The organism is Comamonas sp. (assembly GCF_036643215.1).
In the GTDB taxonomy this organism is placed as follows: Bacteria; Pseudomonadota; Gammaproteobacteria; order Burkholderiales; family Burkholderiaceae_C; genus Comamonas.
This window is the reverse complement of record NZ_JAVXSJ010000003.1, coordinates 177,372-196,372: the sequence shown is the minus strand read 5'-3', so window position 1 is coordinate 196,372 and position 19,001 is coordinate 177,372. Positions and strand designations below refer to the sequence as shown.

Here is a 19,001-nt window from a genome sequence, read left to right as displayed (position 1 = left end):
GCAGCTCCTTTTTTGGGAGCGCCTGGTTCGAGACTTACAGCTCGCCGTAGCTATGCAGGCCGGACAGGAACATGTTCACCCCCAGGAAGGCAAAGGTGGTGACAGCCAGACCGGCCAGCGCCCACCAGGAGGACACGGTACCGCGCAGGCCCTTCATCAGACGCATGTGCAGCCATGCGGCGTAGTTGAGCCAGACGATCAGCGCCCAGGTTTCCTTGGGGTCCCAGCTCCAGTAGCCGCCCCATGCTTCAGCCGCCCAAAGGGCGCCCAGCACCGTGGCGATGGTGAAGAAGGCAAAGCCCACGGCAATGGCCTTGTACATCACGTCGTCCAGAATTTCGAACGAAGGCAGACGCGCGGCAATGCGCTTGCGGGCCAGCAAGATGCCAGCCACGATCAGCGCGGAGATACCGAAGTACACCATCCAGTAGCTGCCGCCGTTTTCGGTCGCACCCTTGCGGAAGACAATGGGCTCGAAGCACAGCACCACGCCCAGCAGCCACAGCGGAGCCAGCTTGTACCACTTGGTCTCGGTCGCCTGCTGCTTGATGAGGTAGGCAAACGCCACCATGGCCGACAGCGCAAACGTGCCGTAACCAATGAAGTTGGCAGGCACATGCAGCTTCATCCACCAGCTCTTGAGCGCAGGCACCAGCGGCTGAATCTCATGGGCTTGGCGCACCAGCGTGTACCAGAGCAGAAAACCCACGGCCGCGCTGACGACCAGCATCACAAAGCCGCCCAGAGCGCGGGTATCGTAATGCTGCTCGTAGTACAGATAGAACAGCGCCGTCATCCAGCAGAACATCACGAACACTTCGTAGAGATTGCTAACAGGGATGTGGCCAATGTCCGCACCCAGCAGATAGCTCTCGTACCAGCGCACCATGGTGCCGACCAGCGCCAGAACCACCGCCAGCCACGCCAGGCGCGAGCCCAGCAGCGACATGACGGATTGCTCGCTCTTGGCAAACACGCCCACCCAGTAAAAGATGGTGCTGATGAAGAAAACCATGCTCATCCACAGAATGGCAGACTGGCTGGACAAGAAGTATTTCAGGCCAAAGACCGTTTCAGATCGCGCCAGCTCGCCGCCTTCTGCCCCCTGATACAGGCCGACAGCCATGAGCGAGAAGCCCGCCACGGTCAGCATCAGCACGGCCAGCGGTCGCCAGAACCAGCCCAGCCAGATCATGGCGGGTATGGTGGCAAGCAAGATGCCCTTCTCATACACATCCATATAGGCGGCATAACGCTGCAGCGCATAGCCCAGCCCCACGACCACCACGACCGCAAACAACCAGTCAAACCAGTTGCGGCGGGCGAGGTAGCCTTCGTTCAGTGTCAGTGTCGTGGTTGCGGTGTTCATACAGAACCTCCGGGAGTCTTCTTTTGTACGGGTGTGGCCCCGATCAGCTTATCGGCCAGCATGGTGAATTCGCGGTCGCCATCCATGGTCTTGCGATTGGTGGACAAGGCCATATTGGCATGACTTGCGCCATTCGATGGGGTCAGCCAGATCCAGATACGGCGGTCACGCACATACAGCATGGCAAATACGCCAATGATCAGGAAGAGGCAGCCCAGGTAAACAATATTCTTGCCAGGGGCGCGTGCCACCTGGAATACGCTGGCCTGCACCTGCGTGAAGTCCTTCATCATGAAGATCACGGGCGCAGGGTAGAACTGGGCATCGCTGAGCGAGAAGACGGACTGGGTCATGAAGGCCTGCGTCTTTTCATCATTATCAAAGGGCTTGTGCCCGGCCTGCTGACGCACCTGCTGGGCCAGCTCGAAAAGCACGCCGTTCAGAATGCGCACCAGCACCTCGCCGGCGCGCTCGCGCTCAGCTTCGGGGACATTGCTGTCCATGAAATTGGAAATGGCTTGCAGACCGCCCAGAGGCTTGCCCTCGGGACCCTTGATCTTGCTGTCCTGACCGGCAAACAGCTCCAGCGCCTTGAGAGCGGACTGGGTCAGCGGCTCGGCCAGTTCAGGTCGGGACACATCCACGGCCTTTTGCACATAGGCGCGTGCGGCCTTTTCAGCCAGCTCCTTGTTCTGCATGGCCTGGCGCAGATTCAGGAAGGTGTCCATCGTGCCCTCTGGGTCGGCAGGTACACGCAGATAGCGCAGCTCTTCGGCGGGGTTCTCGCGCACGCCCAGCAGAAAGACGGGCTGACCTTCGCCCGTATCCACCGGCAGCATGTAGTTCTGGAACTCACGCGCCTGACCCGAGGCATCGCGCAACTTGTAGCCCACGCTGGGGCCAATATTGCGCAAGTCTTTCTTATCCGTTGTCTTGTGGGCAGCGCCCAGACGGTCATCAATGGCCTGCTTCAGGTCAACCTTGCGCACATCAGTGCCCGCCGCGCCGCCCTTGTTCTGTCCGCCAAAGTTTTCGACGTTGATGGTGCGCAGCGCTGTGTATTCCAGCGTGACCTTGTCTTGCGAGCCATCGGCCAGCTTGCGCACGAATTCGGTGGAATTGCCGATCACGCCTTCCACATCGAAGGGCTGCGAAATGCCGTCCATAGGCACAGCGTGCAGCTTGACGGTGGAGCCGCCGTCATCAAAGCTGCTTTGGTAGATTTCAATGCCTTTGTAGCTGGCCGGATGATTCACCTCGATACGCTTTTCCAGCTTTTCGCCGGTTTCGCGGTCATGAATCACGACTTCGCTGGCAAACAACTTGGGCATGCCGGTGGAGTAGTACTCCACGATGAATTTCTTGAGTTCCACCGAAAATGGCAGCTCTTGCAGCAAGATGCCATCTGATTGATTCAAGATAGCAGTACCCGACTGCGTTCCTTCAGACACCATGAGGTTGCCGCGGAACGTCGGGTTCTTGATGGACAGGCGGTGCTGTGGCGCTACATCCGAAATCATGCCGCCACCGGTGTATGGCGTTTTGCCACCCAGTAGCATCTGGGCGCGCACCACCAGGTCACCGTCAAACAGGCCGCCAATACAGATCAACACAATGGCGGAGTGGGCAGCGATATAACCCAACTTGTTGGCAGAACCCGCTTTGGCAGCCAGCATCCAGCCCGTGCCGGGGCCTGCTGCCGTATCGCGCTGCTGCATCTTGACCTTCCAGCCACCCTTCACCAGTTGCTGGCCAATGCGCTTGGCCGCTTCTTCGGTGCTGCCGGGCACATCAGCTTCGGCACGGTGACCAAAGGCTTTCAGGCTTTGCTCGCGAATGTTTTCCTTGTAATTGCGGATATCGGCCAAATACTTGGGTGCATGGCGACTCACGCACAGCGAGGTGCTGATCACCAGAAACGCCAGAATCAGCAAGAACCACCAGGCGCTGTAAACCGCATTGAGCTTGAGCGCCAGAAACAGTTGCGCCCAGAAGGGGCCAAACTGGTTGACGTAGTTGACCAATGGCTCATGCTGCTTGAGCACCGTACCAATGACCGATGCAATGCAGATCACCGTCAGCAGTGAAATCGCAAAACGCATGGAGCCGAGCAACTCCGTGGCCGCGCGCACGGCCGGTGAGCGGGAGGAGTCACGATCGGAAAGTGGAAGGTCTGACATGAACGATTTGAAGTATCCGGACGCAAAAAGGCGGGGCCATCTGCTGAACTAGCCGATGGGCCCGCCTGACTTGGGGGATGAAAAATGCCTGAAAGTTCCCGGAGTCACCTCAGCATCTGGTGAAAAGGATTTTTAACGCAAGCCAGCTATATAGTCTGCCACGGCCTTGATTTCGCGATCATTAAGCTTTGCAGCAACCTGAACCATGGGAATGCTATTGGTGCGTTGACCATCGCGGAAAGCGATCAGTGTTTTGACGGTGTAATCAGCATGCTGACCCGACAGACGAGGGTACTGGGCCGGAATGCCTGCACCGTTAGGGCTGTGGCAGCCAGCGCAGGCCGCAACTTGGCGCTCCTGAATACCACCGCGGTAAATGCGTTCACCCAAGGCAATCGAATCCTTGTCCTTGGAGAACCCATTCTTGGGGGCCTGTGTGTGCAGCCAGGCGGAGATATTCTTCATATCACCATCGCTCAGCGACGAGGCAAAGCCCTTCATTACTGGATCATTGCGCTTGCCGTCTTTAAACTCGCGCAGTTGTTTGACCAGATACTCTGGGTGTTGCCCTGCCAGCTTGGGCTGCAGGGGAATGGTTGAATTGCCATCAGCAGCATGGCAGGAGGCGCAAACCGCCCCATAACTGGCTTGCCCTTTGGCAGCATCTGCTTTAACAGGTGTTTCTCCCGCAGAAAATGCAGGAAAGGCAGGTGCTGCGAAAATAACAGCAGTCAGCAAAGAGGCAAGCAACTTCATATCAAGGGGCTGGGTCTATTGTTGAGAGTGCGAATCCTCCAAATTCTACAATGGGCCTCCCTGAAATAGTTACCGTCATGACCCATGCTTCCCCGGATACCACAGCCGGAAATACACATTCTTTGATCGACAGCAAGCTTGCGATGGGCTGGATGCACACTGCGCGCTTCTTTACCACCGCAGCCCAGCTCAATCAGCTGCCTCCGATCAATGTGCCCGAGATCGCCTTTGTGGGCCGATCCAACGCCGGCAAGTCCACAGCCATCAACACGCTGACTCAGCAAAAGCAGCTGGCCTTTGCCTCCAAGAAGCCCGGCCGCACCCAGCACATCAACCTGTTTGCCCTCGGTAGGCAAGGTGTGACAGACGCGATACTGGCCGACTTGCCCGGCTACGGCTACGCCGCTGTGTCCCGCGAAGACAAGCAGCGCTGGCAGCGCGTGATGCTCAACTACTTGATGGAGCGCGAAAGCCTCACGGCCGTGGTGCTGCTGTGCGATCCACGACTGGGCCTGACCGAGCTGGACGAAGCCCTGCTCGAAGCCATTCGTCCCCGTGTGGAAGCCGGCCTGAAGTTCCTGATCGTGCTGACCAAGGCCGACAAGCTGACCCGCGCCGAGCAGGCCAAGATTCTCTCCATCACCAAGCTCAATGCGGGTGGTGGCGAAGTGCGTTTGTTCTCTGCCCTCAAAAAGCAGGGTGTGGACGACGTGGCTCAGTTGCTGTGGCATTGGTGCCACCCCGAGGGATTGCCTCAGGCAGCTCCCGTCGCCGAAGCGACGCCTGCAAACAACGCCCCTGCGCAAAATCAGCCCTAGGCGCTTATTTGGCAAGCGCCAGAAGCTACAAACAGGAGAGCTTCATGGTCACGACTTGCATGCACCCACTGGCGACAGGCATCACGCTTGAGTGCCGCACCAGCGGCCAGCCCGACCAGCCCCTTCTGCTGTTTCTGCACGGCTTTCCCGAAGGGGCTTTTATCTGGGATGAGCTGCTGGAGCACTTTGGCGCCAGCTACCGCTGCGTAGCGCCCAACCTGCGCGGCTATGGCCGCTCCAGCCAGCCCAGCGCCATCAGCGACTACCGCGCCAAGCATCTGGTTGATGACCTGGCCGCCTTGATCGCGCTTGAAAGCACTGAGAACCGCGCCGCCTGCGTGATTGCGCATGACTGGGGCGGAGCCGTGGCCTGGGGCCTGGCTAACCGCTACCCAAAGCAGCTGCAGCGGCTGTTGATTCTCAATTCCCCGCATCCCGGCAGCTTCTTACGCGAACTGCAGACAAATCCTGTGCAACAGGCCGCCAGCCAGTACATGCACTTTCTGCGCAGACCAGATGCCCCCGCCCTGCTGGCCGAAAACCGCTGGCAGCGCATGCTGGGCTTTTTTCAGAATCCCGATGGCAGCCAACCGGCATGGCTGACGCCCGAGCTAAAGCAGCAATACCGAGAGCATTGGGACCTGGGCGTGCATGGGGCCTGCATGTTTTACGCAGCCAGCCCGCTGGTGCCACCCCAGCCCGACAGCAGCACCGAGGATTTACAGGACATTCGCGGCCTGAGCCTGCCCGATGAAATGCTGCATATCCCCGTGCCAGTGCGCATTCTCTGGGGCGATAGCGATATCGCCCTGCAACCAGCCTTGCTCAATGGGCTGGAGCAATGGGTGCCGCAGTTGACGGTGGAGCATTTAAAGGGTTGCAGCCACTGGGTAACGCATGAGCAACCCGAAGCCGTGCGGCGCGCATTAACAGAATTCTTAAAGCAAAACAGCTCCTGAAACAGAAGCTGCTTGCGCATACTCATCAACGGCTAGAGGCCATTTTGAGTATTATTCTTTGGTGTACAGCGATGGCTCGCCATCCGGGCGCGTCTTGAAACGTTTGTGCACCCAGTAGTACTGCGGAACCATGGTCATGATGGCTGCCTCCAGCTCACGGTTCATGCGTGCCGTATCGGCCACATGATCATCGGTAGGGAAGTTTTCCCAGGCGGGCGTCAGCTCAGCCACATAGCCTTCAGGCGTCATGCGGTTGTACAGCGCCACTACCTTGGCTTTGCCCAGCCGTGCAAAGCGCGAGAGCGAGGGAATCGTGGCCGTGTTCTCTACCGCGAAGAACGGCACAAAGACCGAGTCGTTCTTGCCATAGTCCATATCAGGCAGCAGATACAAGAGCCCACCCTTGCGCACGCAGGAGATGATGGGTTTGACACCATCGGCACGGTTCAGCATCTTCACGTTGCCAAAGCGCTGGCGACCGGCCATAAACCAAGCATCCAGATCAGGATCAGGGTTGGTCGCGAAGATGGATGTGAACTCGCGCTCGGTATTGAGCGGCAACGCCAGCCCACCGGCATCCATGCTGTAGAAGTGCGGCGCAAAAACGATGGTGGGGGAATCGCCTTCCAGCTCATGCGTAGCGCCCACCAGCTTTACGCGGCTGCGCACCAATTCTTCAGAGCCGAACCACAGCCAGCTTCTATCGAGAAACGTCTGGCAAAAGACTTCAAAAGACTCTTTCGCCCATGCTTTGCGCTGTGCTTCGGGCACATCGGGGAAGCAGAGTTCCAAATTGCGCAGCGCAATACGGCGGCGCTGGCCTGCCACCACAAACAGCACGCGGCCAATGAATTTACCCAAACCGCGCAGCATGGGCAGCGGCAGCTTGGCCAGCACATGCATGAAGCCAATGGCGATCTTGCTGCCGCTCATGCGTTTTCTCCAGGCTTCACAACAACTGCGGCTTCGCTGCGCTCCACACGCGGCTGCTTGTAGCGGCCATAGCCCCACAAATATTGCTCAGGGCACTGGCGAATGGTTTTTTCCATAGCCAGATTGATTTGCAGCACGCAAGCCTCCAGCGTGGTGGCATCCGTCATGGGCCACTCTTCAAAATACAGGGTGTAACCCCTGCCCCAGCTCAAACGTTCGCAACGGGCAAGCACCACGGCCGCACCGGTTTGCAGCACCAGCCTGGCCGCCAGCGTCATCGTGTATGCATCACGGCCGAAAAATGGTGCCCATGTGCCTTGTCCATCCGGCGGTACCTGGTCGGGCAGCAAGCCCACGGCCTCACCCTTGCGCAAGGCCTTGATCATTTGCCGCACACCAGACAGCGTGGTGGGCACGGCCTGCACACCCGGGCGATTGCGCGCGGTTTCCAGAATTTCAGCCAGCCAACTCTGGCGCGCCGGGCGATAGAGCACGGTAATGTTGCCGTGCTCAGCCGACCAGCGCTGCGCTGCAGCCTGTACCGACATCTCAAAGCAGCCCAGATGCGGCGTTAAAAAAACGAGGCCCTTGCCTTGCGCATAGGCCTTTTCGACACATTCCCCGTTGACGATGTTGCAAGGCGGCAACTCCTTCCCCAGCCAGATGCGCGGCATCTCAAACACCATGCGCCCGGCATGGCCGACCGCAGCGCGTACCTGCCCAAAGCGGTAGCCCGCCTGCGCCGCATTGGCCGAAAAACGGCGTCTGTAGGTCGGCGAAAGAAGCAAAATCAACCAGCCCATGGCTGCACCTAGCATGTGCAATAGCCACAAAGGCAGCGCTGCAAAGAGTCGAAACAGGGAAGGCATTAGAATAGATAGGTCGCTGAGTTAAAGAGCAACTTGCAGGGCGACGTTAAAACAAAACTGCTAAAGCGTTCGCCAGACTTCGAAGCTCAGGCAACGCAATTGCCCAAGCTACAAGGAGTTATATCAATGGCGAACAGCGATTTTCTGTTTACCTCGGAATCGGTTTCTGAAGGTCACCCCGACAAGGTCGCGGACCAGATCTCTGATGCGATTCTGGACGCTATTTTCACCCAAGACCCGCACAGCCGCGTGGCGGCCGAGACACTGACCAACACCGGTCTGGTGGTATTGGCAGGTGAAATCACCACTGGCGCGAATGTGGACTACATCCAGGTCGCCCGCGACACCATCAAGCGCATTGGCTATGACAATACCGAATACGGTATTGACTACAAGGGCTGCTCGGTTCTCGTCGCTTACGACAAGCAAAGCCAGGACATCGCCCAAGGCGTGGACAAGGCGAGCGATGACGAGCTGAACACCGGCGCTGGCGACCAGGGCCTGATGTTTGGCTACGCCTGCGACGAAACGCCCGAGCTGATGCCCGCGCCCATCTATTACGCACACCGCCTGATGGAACGCCAGGCCCAGCTGCGCAAGGATGGCCGTCTGCCCTTCCTTCGCCCTGACGCCAAGAGCCAGGTGACTCTGCGCTATGTGGATGGCAAGCCCCACAGCATCGATACAGTGGTGCTGTCCACCCAGCACAGCCCCGATCAGTCGGAAACATCGACCAAGATGAAGGCCTCGTTCACCGAAGCCATCATTGAAGAGATCATCAAGCCCGTGCTGCCATCCGAATGGCTGCTGGACACCAAGTACCTGATCAACCCCACCGGCCGTTTCGTCGTGGGCGGTCCTCAGGGCGATTGCGGCCTGACCGGTCGCAAGATCATTGTGGATACCTACGGCGGTGCCTGCCCCCACGGCGGCGGCGCCTTCTCCGGCAAAGACCCAACCAAGGTGGACCGCTCGGCTGCTTACGCTGCCCGCTATGTGGCCAAGAACGTGGTCGCCGCCGGTCTGGCGCGCCAGTGCCAGGTTCAGGTGGCCTACGCCATTGGCGTGGCTCGCCCCATGAACATCACCGTGTACACCGAAGGCACAGGCGTGATTCCCGATGCGGAAATCGCCAAGCTGGTAGCTGCGCACTTTGACCTGCGCCCCAAGGGCATCATCCAGATGCTGGACCTGCTGCGCCCCATCTACAGCAAGACCGCTGCCTACGGCCACTTCGGCCGCGAAGAGCCTGAGTTCACCTGGGAACGTACGGACAAGGCTGCCGAACTGCGTGCAGCTGCTGGCCTGAAGTAATCAAGCCATCCATACAAAAGGCCACCGATATTTCGGTGGCCTTTTTTTATTTCAACCTCTCAAAGTCCCCTGGCGCTCAGTGCCAGCGTCTGGCTAAAGCCCGGTTTAGCGCGATACAACTGCGCCGGGCGATGCGCGCCGCCGCCCTGCATGGCGCCGGGCACTGCTTCCAGCCAGTCCATCTCATCCATCTTGCGTCTGAAACTGACCTTATTCAAAGGCTCACCCAGCACGTTTTCATAGACCTGCTGCAGTTGCGGCAGCGTGAACGTCTCGCAACACAAATGCACGGGCAGCGAGGAATAAAGGCTTTTGCTGCGTACCCGCGCCAGCGCCGCATCCAGAATGGCGCGATGGTCAAAGGGCAACTGCGGCAGGGCCGACACGGGCACCACACACAAATCATCTCGCTGCGGCGGCAGGCTCTGCGCAGGCAGCAAGGCGCAATACGCCACGGCCACCGACCAGCCACGCGGATCACGCGCCGGGCCGCTGAAAGTGGCGAGTTGCTCCAGATACGCACCTTCAATACCCACCTTGGTCTGGAGCACCCGGGCCGCGCTGGCCTTGGTGTCTGCATCTTCTGCGGTGTGGATAAAGCCGCCGGGCAAGGCCCACACGCCCGCAAATGGCGCAGCGGCGCGGCGCAGCAGCACGGCATGCAGCTGCTGCTCGACCAGCGTGAGCAGCACCACATCGACGCTGACCTGCACGGCTTCTCTGCGCTCGGTGGTTTGATTCATTTTTTTACCAACTCCATTTTCTTCTGCGTGATTATTTCACAATCATCCAAAATTACTTAGTTGCAATTTTATTTTAAGTAATTTAGACTGCAGACATTGCACATCGCTCAGAAGGTGAAGACCATGCGCTACACAGAGACCCAGTTACTCATCATCGACCCGCAAAATGACTTCTGCGACCTGCCTGCGAACTGGCAGCCTCGCTCGCCGGTGACTGAGCAAGTGATAGCACCCAGCCTGCCCGTGGCAGGTGCACATGCGGATATGCAGCGCCTCGCCCGCTGGGTTGCAGCCCAAGGTGAAAAGCTGGACCAGATCACCATCACCCTCGATTCGCACCAGAGCTACGACATTGCCCACCCCGCCTTCTGGCAACAGCGGGACGGCAGTGCGGTCACTCCCTTCACCCAGATTACAGCTGCGCAGGTGCGTGCTGGCGACTTTGCCCCGCGCAATGCGGCAGAGCAGGCGCGCACGCTGCAATACCTGGATCAACTAGAGGCACAGGGCAGCTACACGCTGATGGTCTGGCCGCTGCACTGCGAGATTGGCAGCTGGGGCCATGGCGTGCATGCCAGCGTGCTGACGGCTTGCCGCCAGTGGCAAGACTTGCAACACCGCGCCGTGCGCCATGTCTTCAAGGGCATGAACCCGTGGACCGAGCACTACAGCGCCATCCGCGCCGAGGTTCCCGATGCGCAAGACTCCGAAACCGGCCTGAACACGGCCCTGCTGGCTCAGCTTCGCGCCAGCCACCAGTTAGTGATTGCCGGTGAGGCCAGCAGCCACTGCGTGCGCGCCACGACGGAGCACATTGTGGACAACTGGGGCAGCGACGATTTCTCGCGCATCGTGCTGCTGACGGACTGCATGAGCCCGGTAGGTGGCTTCGAGGCGGCGCACACCGCCTTCCTGCAGCGAATGCATGCAATCGGTGTACGCTGCGAAACCAGCGCCAGCTTTAATTTATGAGACAAACAGGCCTCTAGCGCATACAAGACAAGCGCTAGCAGCTCACATTTTTGAAAAGAAAACGGTATGAGCCCGATCATCACCAATCTGCTGGACACCGACCTCTACAAATTCACCATGTGGCAGGCCATGCTGCACCGCCACCCTCAGACCGAGGCCGTGTACGAATTTGTCTGCCGCACGCCCACCGCCTTTCCGCTGGCCACCTTGCTGCCTGAAGTGAACCGTGAGCTGGACGCGCTGTGCAGCCTGCGCTTTGGCAAGGACGATCTGGACTATCTCGACAGCCTGCGCTTTATCAAGAGCGATTTCATCGATTTTTTGCGCATCTTCCAGTTCCAGCGCGCCTTCATCAAGGCATGGGCTGAGGGTGACACGCTGCACATCGAGGCGCGCGGCCCGCAAGTCCACGTCATGGGCTTCGAGATTTACGTGCTGGCCATCGTCAACGAGCTGTATTTCCGCCGTTTTGATGCCGAAGCCGCCATCGTTGAAGGCCGCCAGCGCCTGAGCCAGAAGCTAGAGAGGCTCAAGCACTTGGCCGTGGAGGCCAAGCTGCGCAACCCCTTTGAGCTGTTTGACTTCGGCGTACGCCGCCGCTACTCCGGCCCCTGGCAGCGCGAGGTGGTTCAGGCCTTTGCCGGCGAGACTTCGCAGTGGTTCAAAGGCACATCCAATGTGCTGCTGGCGCGTGACCTGAACCTTGTGCCCATCGGCACCATGGCCCACGAATATCTGCAGACCTATCAGGCATTGGGCGTGCGGCTGCGTGATTTTCAGGTGGCAGCACTGGAAGACTGGGTTCAAGAGTACCGGGGCGATCTGGGTATCGCACTGACCGACACCGTAGGTATGGATGCCTTTCTGGCCGACTTCGACATGTACTTTGCCAAGCTGTTCGACGGCCTGCGCCACGACTCTGGCGACCCGTTTGAGTGGGGCGAAAAAGCCATTGCCCACTATGAAAAGCTGCGCATTCCACCGCAAAGCAAGCGCCTTGTCTTCTCGGACGGACTGGATCTGGACACCGCGCTGGCCCTGTACCACCGCTTTGCCGATCGCATTCAGTGCGGCTTCGGTGTCGGCACCCGCCTGACCAACGATATGGGCCTGACTACCATCAACATCGTGATGAAGCTGACCCATGCCAACGGCCAGCCCGTCGCCAAGATTTCAGACTCGCCCGGCAAGACGCTGTGCAACGACGAAACCTATCTAGCCTATCTGCGCCAGGTGTTCAGCATTGCCGAATCCGCGGCCAAAAGGCCTGAAACCGTCTGACCTAGAGGAGAGAGCCATGTTGAAAGTCACCCTCGCCCAGCTCAACTACATGGTGGGCGACATTCAGGGCAATATCCGCCGCATGAGCGAAGCCGCAGCCAAGGCAAGTGCCGACAAGGCTGACTTGGTGGTGTTTTCCGAGCTATCGCTGTCCGGTTACTACCCCGGCGACATGCTCGATGAGCCCAGCTTTTTGCAGCGGCTTGACGCTGGCCTGCAAGACCTGCTGTCTGCCACACGCCAGTTCCCCGACCTGCACTGGGTGGTGGGCGCGCCCACCCGCCACAGCGGCCCTGGCAAGCCGCTGCACAACAGCCTGCTGGTTTTAAAAGACGGGAAAATTCGCCTGCAGTACGACAAGCAACTACTGCCCACCTACAACATCTTTGACGAGCGCCGCCACTTCGAGCCCGGCGCAGATACGGCCAAAGTGCTGCGCGTAGGCAATTGCCAGGTCGGCTTTCTGGTCTGTGAAGACGGCTGGAACGACCAAGGCGCCGACTACGCCACCAACCCCTTTGTGCGCATGGGCGACGCTGCGCCGGACATGGTCATCAGCATCAACGCTAGCCCCAGCCACCTGGGCAAACGCGAGCAGCGCCATGAAGTCTTCACGCAGGCAGCGGCGCGCCACAAGCTGTCCATCCTTTATGTGAACCAGATCGGCGGCCAGGACCAGATCGTGTTTGACGGCGCGTCGTTTGCCGTCGAACCCGAAGCCGGTGTGGTGTTTGAAGCAAAGCGCTTTGAAGAAGACATCTACACGCTGGAACTGGGTGACAACGGGCACTTTCAGAGCGCCATCGGCCAAAAGCTCGGCCCAGTGCCCGCGCAAGGCCTGTCCACCATGGAGTTCTACCGCCAGCAAATCGTGCTGGGCCTGCGCGACTATGCGCGCCGCTGCGGCTTCAAGCAGGTGGTGGTGGGTAGCTCCGGCGGTATTGATTCAGCGCTGACACTGGCTCTGGCCGTTGATGCGCTGGGGGCGGATAACGTGGTGGGCATCACCATGCCGTCCAGCTATTCGTCAGCCGGCTCGGTGGATGACTCGGTGGATCTGTGTCGCAATCTGGGCATCAAGCTGTACGAGCACCCCATCAAGGAACTGGTCACCACCTACGCGCGCCAGTTCGAGGCCAGCTTTGGCGAACCTCTTCAAGGTTTGGCGCTGGAGAACCTGCAGGCCCGCGCTCGCGGCACCACGCTGATGGAATTCAGCAACGCCTTTGGCCACCTGCTGCTAACCACGGGCAACAAGTCCGAAGTGTCGGTGGGCTACTGCACGCTGTATGGCGACACCAATGGCGGGCTGGGCTTGCTGGGCGATCTCTACAAGACCGAGGTCTTCGAGCTGTCGCGCCACATCAACACCCACGCGGGCCGTGAGCTGATTCCGCAGATCATCATCGACAAGCCGCCATCGGCCGAGCTGGCCCCCGGCCAGAAGGACGAGGACAGCCTGCCGCCTTATGCCGTGCTGGATGAAATCCTCAAATGGCATATCGAGGGCCAGCACCTGTCCAGCAAAGAGTACGCCCATGCCGCCGCGTTTGTGGAAAAGCTGCGAACTCAGAGCGGCGGGCCCGAAATCATTGCCCGCGTGCAAAAACTGGTGTTCCGCAGCGAGTACAAGCGCAGACAGGCCCCGCCCATGCTGAGAGTGCGCCCTCGCGCCTTTGGCACCGGCCGGCAAATGCCAATTGCGGCACACTATGAGTAAGCCTTAATCAAAAAGTGAGCAGCTTGCGCTTGATAAACAAGCGCAAGCGCCTCTTTGAGCCAATATGCCCAACTTCGGGCGCTGATTTCTGTACGGGTTTTGCTTTCATGCCTCAAGCCAGTTCCCACACCGCCAGCAAACGTGTCATCTCTGCTGCGCCAGAGACTCTGCCCACCTCGATGCCCCTGCATACCGCCGTGCTGATCGGGCGCTTTCAGCCACTGCACAACGGCCATATGGCACTGCTGCACGCAGCGCTAGAGCGCGCCCGCCAAGTGGTGGTCGTGCTGGGCAGTGCCTGGCAGGCACCCAACCCCAAAAACCCTTTTAGCTGGGAAGAGCGCGCGCAGATGCTGCGCGATGCGCTATCAAAAGAGGATGCGGAGCGCGTTCAGTGCGTGCCCGTGCGCGACTATTACAACGAGCCGCTGTGGGTCAATGCCGTGCGTGACGCCGTGCAAGCCCATGTTCCCGAAGGCGCCAGCGTGGCGCTGGTGGGCCACTTCAAAGACTCCAGCAGCAGCTATCTTGCGCGCTTTCCGGGCTGGGAGCTGATCAGCCTGCCTCGTCTGGGTCAGTTCGATGCCACGCCGCTGCGTGACATCTTCCTGGGCGAAGGCAGCGCATCGTCTGAAGCCATGGATGCCGCACTGGGCAAGCTTTCCACCCATATGCCCGAAAGCACGCTGGCCTTTTTGCGTCACTGGGCCCACACGCCTTTGTATGTGCGCCTGCAAAAAGAGTGGCACATGCTGCAAGCCTATAAAGAGGCCTGGGCCAAAGCCCCTTACGCCCCCCTGTTTGTGACGGTAGACGCCTTGCTGCGCTGCCACGCCAAGGGCCAAGGCCATGTGCTGCTGATTCAGCGCGGCCATGCGCCTGGCGTGGGCCTGTGGGCCTTGCCCGGCGGCTTTCTGGAGCAGCGCGACAGCCTGTGGCAATCCTGCGTGCGTGAGTTGCGCGAGGAAACCTGCTCCTCCATCAGCGAGGCCGATCTGCTGGCCGCCGTGCAAGCCGTGCAGGTGTTTGACCACCCGGACCGCAGTCTGCGCGGCCGCACCATCACCCATGTCCACTACCTGGATCTTGGCATGCAGCCCGCCCTGCCTCCCGTGCAAGGCGCAGACGACGCCGCGCTGGCGCGCTGGGTGCCGATTGCCGATCTGGCGCAAATGGAAGGGGACTTTTTTGAAGACCACTTCCAGATCCTGTGCCAGTTCCTGCCCATCACGCTAATCCACGGCGAGCAGCCTGCTAGGCAGGTCGCGTAAGGCGAAAAATACATAGCTTCCAGCGCTTATTTAATAAGCGCTTCAGCCCTGTTTTCTCTAAAAATAATCATGAGCACTTTGAGCATCCGCCCCGCCACCGAGCAAGACATTGACCTCATCCTGCACTTTGTGCGCGAGCTGGCCATCTACGAAAAAGCCGAAGACGAAGCCAAGGCCACGCCCGAGCATGTGCGCCGCACGCTGTTTTGCGAGCACCCCGCCGTTTTTGGCCTGATTTGCGAGGTCGATGGCAAGGCCGTGGGCTTTGCGGTGTACTTCTTCAACTACTCCACCTGGCAAGGCCAGCATGGCCTGTATCTGGAAGACCTCTACATCACCCCCGATGCGCGCGGCCACGGCGCGGGTAAGGCACTACTCCAGCAACTGGCCCAGATCGCCATCGACAAGAACTGCGGCCGCTTTGAATGGAGCTGCCTTGACTGGAACACACCGTCCCTGAAGTTCTACGACAGCCTGGGTGCCCTGCCGCAAACCGAGTGGATTCGCTACCGCATGACAGGTGACGCCCTCCAAGCACTGGCCAGCGGCCAGAAAACCGTCAGCTAATCTGCATCAAAAGCATTCAGAGTGATGCGCGCCGCCCAGCAAACTAGCGGGTACCCCCTTATCAAATGACGAGTACGCATCTTCAACAATATGCGGGGTAACAGCTTGCGTCAAAATGGGTGGTTTTGCATAAAAATAATAAGGCGGCTATCAGGCTGACCTTCACACTCATTGGAATCCTTGATGCCTAGCTACAAAGAACTTATTGCTCGCAAAGACGAACTGGACAAACGCATTGAAGAAATGCGCCACAGCGAGGCCAAAGAAGCCCTGGCCACCATCAAGCAATTGATCGACACTTTTGGCTTTACCTCGCAGCAAGTTTTCCCCTGGAAGCCTGAAGAGAAGAAAAAGGTCGAAGCCAAGTACTACGACCCCGAAAGCGGTGCCAGCTGGTCAGGCCGCGGCAAGCCACCAAAGTGGATTGAAGGCAAGGATCGCAGCCAGTACGAGATCAAGACCACCCCGGTGATCGACTACAGCGCACCCCTCGACGAAAAGAACCCCTTCCCGGTTCAGTAAGCCCCAGCGCCCCCTGCCACTTGGGCCGGTGCAGGCGCTTTGAGCATTTGCACCAGCGCCGCCACGTTCAGACACTGAATCAGCAAATCGCCCCCATTGGCCTGAATCAAGCGGTCCACCAGCGCATCCGCCGAATGGGCCAGCGCAGGGGCAGCGCGCAACTGCCGCGCATCCAGTCTGGCAACCCCCTCCAGATCGCTGACCAGCAAACCCAGCTTCAGCCCCTGATGCGCCAGCACAATCACCTGACTTTGTTGGCTTCTGATCAGTGGCTTGCCGTAGAGCAAAGCCCCCAGATCAAACACCCAGACATAGCCAGCCACAGCACCTTGACTGCGCCGCGCCAGCGTGCCCACGCAGTGGGGCAGGCGCCCCGCTGAGATTGGAGCAATGTCCGCAGCACTATGCGCTTCCAGCACACAGGCGGCATCCAGAGCCAGCACGCTCTGCCCCACAAAGAACGTCGCCATTTCCATGCTTGCCCCAGCTGTTGATGTGGCCGACGGCAGGCTCTGCACGCGGGCACTGCGGCGCCAGACTGCGGCTTGCGCATCCCCCTGCACCGGCCCGAAGGCCTGCACGGACAGGGCCAGAACATCTTCCTCATAGCCATCGCTGCGCTTGAACTCGCGGTAGCCGCTGCCTGCCGTCACCGCCACCACGCAATACTGGCCTTGGTATGCCATGGCCCGCGAAAGGCTCTGACCAGCAGGCAAAGCCAGCATGTCTGCCGGCAAATCCAGCACCATGCCCGGCCGCATTTGCGCCGCTGATGAAGACATGACAACACCTGCCCGATTGAGATACGCGACCTGCCTGCTGCCAACGCCCTCCGCTCGATGCTCTGTCTGCGAGCCCAGCACGCCTTGCAGCATGGCCTGAAACTCGCGTTGCGCATGGAAGATCAAACCAATTCCACCCAGCACCTCGCCACGTGAAGAACGAATGGCAGCGTGATAAACATAGGTCGGCCCAGCCCCCTCATGCAGCGCAGAAGGGCACCACGCAGAGACGTGATAAGCCTGCGTGCCTTTCAAGGCCAGCACTTTGAGCAGACTCTCCTGATCGACAAAGCGACCTGTCAACACCTCCTCGGCCCCGCCTTGCAGGCTCGTCACCACAATCTTGCCGCTGATGTCGTACACCATGATTTGCTGGTACACGGTGTAAAGCCCATGAATGCCGGTGAGCAACTCACACACCTCAGCGCTCGCACTTTCAGCTGCATTGCCTTCTTTCAGCGCCTGCAACAAGGCTGGCAATTGCAGTGTCAACGCCCACCAGCGGCAGTCGTTGGCGCGTTCGTAGAGATTGCGGTCCAGCAAGTCCACCAGTAAACGCGTGAGCAAGCTGTTATCGTCCAGCGCCACCGCCAGCACTGTGCTGTAGAGCGAGCGAATGGACTGGGTAAACACCTCGTTGGTGCGCGCTCCCGTCTCACCAATCTGCTCCAGCACGGCTTGCAGTCTTGTGTTGTCCGCCTGCTTGCCTGCCGTCATGACTTGCCCGTTCCAGACCACACGCCTGATGGTGTCTGCCGCACTGCGAATCGCGTGCAAAGGTGGACAAAAGCGATGCGCATGACTCAGCAAGCCCTGCGCCACCACCGCATCCACCTCTTGCAGGTCGCTATGCCCATGTGAGCCAAACGCCAGCTCAAGCGGCACCATGATTTGCGCACGCCACCCTTCAGGACCCCCATAGCCCTGATAGCCGGCCGAGAGTGCCGATTGCACCAAATAAGTGCGACCGCTATGAACCCAGAGCAGGTTTGCACCATTTTTGCGAGACCTCACCTGAACGCCCACTCCAATCCAGTGCATATCGCTGCTGGCCAACACCCGGTCTTGCTCATCCAGCAGCAGGGCTATGCGGGTTTCGGGCTCATGAGCCGCGTCTGACCGTCGCCCGCTCCAAAGGCCCTGCATCTCTCCCTCAAAATCAAAGCACAGGCACAGCACACCCACAGGCTTTTGCGTGACGGGATTCAGCATGCGTTGGGCATAAATCAGCCCACGTGACTGATCTGGCAGCAAGTCTGTGACACCAAATGTCTGCACAAAGCTTTGGCTTTGCAGTGCCTGCGCAATCAGCGGGTCGCGGCATGGCTCACTTTGCACCGCCCCTCCCTCCTGCGTGCTTGCCCGCACATAGCCTTCGCAATCGAGTAGCAGCACCTTTTGATAAACCGTGTACTTGCTGCGGTATGCACGCAGACGCTCGGTAATCTGCGCTTTATCGTCATCCGTCTGCGCATCCAGCTCCGCCATAAAGCGGCACAGCAACACATCGGTGGCCAGAAAGCCGACATCGGCTGTTCGCTCATAGAGATTGCGCACCAGCGTATCCATCAGATGCTGAGCCTGGCTGTGCAAACCGCGCCTCACACCCTCGACGGCCTGCGCCACCATGGACTGCACCAAATCCTGCTCCAGCTGCTCAAAACCCGCCCGCGTCGCAGCCATCATGGGCAGCAGGGCCTGCGCCTCCTGCGGGCAATTCATCTTGGCAGATGACTCAATGAGCCGCCACATCAGGCTCAGCTCCTGCAGCGAACTCTCACATCGCGCCACCTGACGCATGTGGGGGATGAAGGCGTCTGTCTGCAGCAGGTCTTGCGCTTGCTGCACCGGGGCGGTGAGTTGTTTCTGAGGCATGCACTGGTGGAGCAAAACTCAGGCCTATTTGTAAAAACACGTTACATCTAGAGCAGGACAAACCCTGAAC

The 19,001-nt window shown here is 59.4% G+C and carries 16 protein-coding genes; 9 read left to right on the top strand and 7 right to left on the bottom strand.

Annotation, left to right across the window (positions count from 1 at the left end):
• Positions 1–34: 34 nt before the first annotated feature.
• From ccsB to RSF91_RS03955, 3 genes are all read right to left on the bottom strand, one after another.
• Positions 35–1,369: a c-type cytochrome biogenesis protein CcsB gene (gene ccsB, locus RSF91_RS03965; RefSeq protein ID WP_332567192.1), complete on the bottom strand. Its 1,335-nt coding sequence runs from the start codon at positions 1,367–1,369 to the stop codon at positions 35–37.
• Positions 1,366–3,549 (bottom strand): cytochrome c biogenesis protein ResB, encoded by a 2,184-nt coding sequence (locus RSF91_RS03960; protein WP_442878797.1) that lies wholly within the window; start codon positions 3,547–3,549, stop codon positions 1,366–1,368. The genes ccsB and RSF91_RS03960 overlap by 4 nt, the downstream gene beginning before the upstream one ends.
• A gap of 132 nt (positions 3,550–3,681) precedes the next feature.
• On the bottom strand, positions 3,682–4,305 hold the full coding sequence (locus RSF91_RS03955; protein ID WP_198461886.1) for a c-type cytochrome: 624 nt from the start codon (positions 4,303–4,305) through the stop codon (positions 3,682–3,684).
• Positions 4,306–4,382: 77 nt separating this feature from the next.
• Here RSF91_RS03955 and yihA point away from each other — a divergent pair, with 77 nt between their 5' ends.
• The gene (yihA, locus tag RSF91_RS03950) at positions 4,383–5,123 is read left to right on the top strand and encodes a ribosome biogenesis GTP-binding protein YihA/YsxC (RefSeq protein ID WP_332567191.1); all 741 of its coding nucleotides are present in this window, start codon (positions 4,383–4,385) and stop codon (positions 5,121–5,123) included.
• 44 nt (positions 5,124–5,167) lie between these two features.
• Positions 5,168–6,082, top strand: a complete 915-nt coding sequence (locus RSF91_RS03945) for an alpha/beta fold hydrolase (protein ID WP_332567190.1) — start codon at positions 5,168–5,170, stop codon at positions 6,080–6,082.
• 51 nt (positions 6,083–6,133) lie between these two features.
• Here the strand turns inward: RSF91_RS03945 and RSF91_RS03940 are convergent, their stop codons facing one another.
• Together RSF91_RS03940 and RSF91_RS03935 are read right to left on the bottom strand one after the other, a co-directional pair.
• Positions 6,134–7,015, bottom strand: a complete 882-nt coding sequence (locus RSF91_RS03940; RefSeq protein WP_332567189.1) for a lysophospholipid acyltransferase family protein — start codon at positions 7,013–7,015, stop codon at positions 6,134–6,136.
• On the bottom strand, positions 7,012–7,884 hold the full coding sequence (locus tag RSF91_RS03935; RefSeq protein ID WP_332567188.1) for a lysophospholipid acyltransferase family protein: 873 nt from the start codon (positions 7,882–7,884) through the stop codon (positions 7,012–7,014). Before RSF91_RS03935 ends, RSF91_RS03940 begins: the two co-directional genes overlap by 4 nt.
• Positions 7,885–8,010: 126 nt before the next feature.
• On the opposite strand from RSF91_RS03935, the gene metK reads away from it, so the two are divergent.
• A complete protein-coding gene (gene metK, locus RSF91_RS03930) occupies positions 8,011–9,198 on the top strand; it encodes a methionine adenosyltransferase (protein WP_332567187.1) in 1,188 nt (395 codons plus the stop codon).
• 59 nt (positions 9,199–9,257) lie between these two features.
• Here metK and RSF91_RS03925 read toward each other — a convergent pair whose 3' ends face one another.
• Positions 9,258–9,941, bottom strand: coding sequence for an NUDIX hydrolase (locus RSF91_RS03925; protein WP_332567186.1), 684 nt, complete (start codon positions 9,939–9,941; stop codon positions 9,258–9,260).
• Positions 9,942–10,064: 123 nt separating this feature from the next.
• Here RSF91_RS03925 and RSF91_RS03920 point away from each other — a divergent pair, with 123 nt between their 5' ends.
• The 6 genes from RSF91_RS03920 to RSF91_RS03895 all read left to right on the top strand — a co-directional run bounded on the left by RSF91_RS03920 (position 10,065) and on the right by RSF91_RS03895 (position 16,274).
• Positions 10,065–10,913, top strand: a complete 849-nt coding sequence (locus RSF91_RS03920) for a cysteine hydrolase (protein WP_332567185.1) — start codon at positions 10,065–10,067, stop codon at positions 10,911–10,913.
• A 66-nt stretch (positions 10,914–10,979) separates the two neighbouring features.
• On the top strand, positions 10,980–12,194 hold the full coding sequence (gene pncB, locus RSF91_RS03915) for a nicotinate phosphoribosyltransferase (protein ID WP_332567184.1): 1,215 nt from the start codon (positions 10,980–10,982) through the stop codon (positions 12,192–12,194).
• 16 nt (positions 12,195–12,210) lie between these two features.
• Positions 12,211–13,914, top strand: a complete 1,704-nt coding sequence (locus tag RSF91_RS03910) for an NAD+ synthase (RefSeq protein WP_332567183.1) — start codon at positions 12,211–12,213, stop codon at positions 13,912–13,914.
• A 107-nt stretch (positions 13,915–14,021) separates the two neighbouring features.
• A complete protein-coding gene (locus RSF91_RS03905) occupies positions 14,022–15,185 on the top strand; it encodes a bifunctional nicotinamide-nucleotide adenylyltransferase/Nudix hydroxylase (RefSeq protein WP_332567182.1) in 1,164 nt (387 codons plus the stop codon).
• A gap of 69 nt (positions 15,186–15,254) precedes the next feature.
• A complete protein-coding gene (locus RSF91_RS03900) occupies positions 15,255–15,752 on the top strand; it encodes a GNAT family N-acetyltransferase (RefSeq protein ID WP_332567181.1) in 498 nt (165 codons plus the stop codon).
• A 183-nt stretch (positions 15,753–15,935) separates the two neighbouring features.
• Complete coding sequence (locus tag RSF91_RS03895; RefSeq protein ID WP_332567180.1) at positions 15,936–16,274, top strand: H-NS histone family protein; 339 nt, start codon at positions 15,936–15,938, stop codon at positions 16,272–16,274.
• On the opposite strand, the gene RSF91_RS03890 is transcribed toward RSF91_RS03895, so the two are convergent.
• Positions 16,268–18,931 carry a chemotaxis protein CheW gene (locus RSF91_RS03890; protein ID WP_332567179.1) on the bottom strand — a complete coding sequence of 888 codons (2,664 nt, stop codon included), beginning with the start codon at positions 18,929–18,931 and terminating at the stop codon, positions 16,268–16,270. The two genes, RSF91_RS03895 and RSF91_RS03890, sit on opposite strands and share 7 nt — an antisense overlap.
• Positions 18,932–19,001 lie beyond the last annotated feature (70 nt).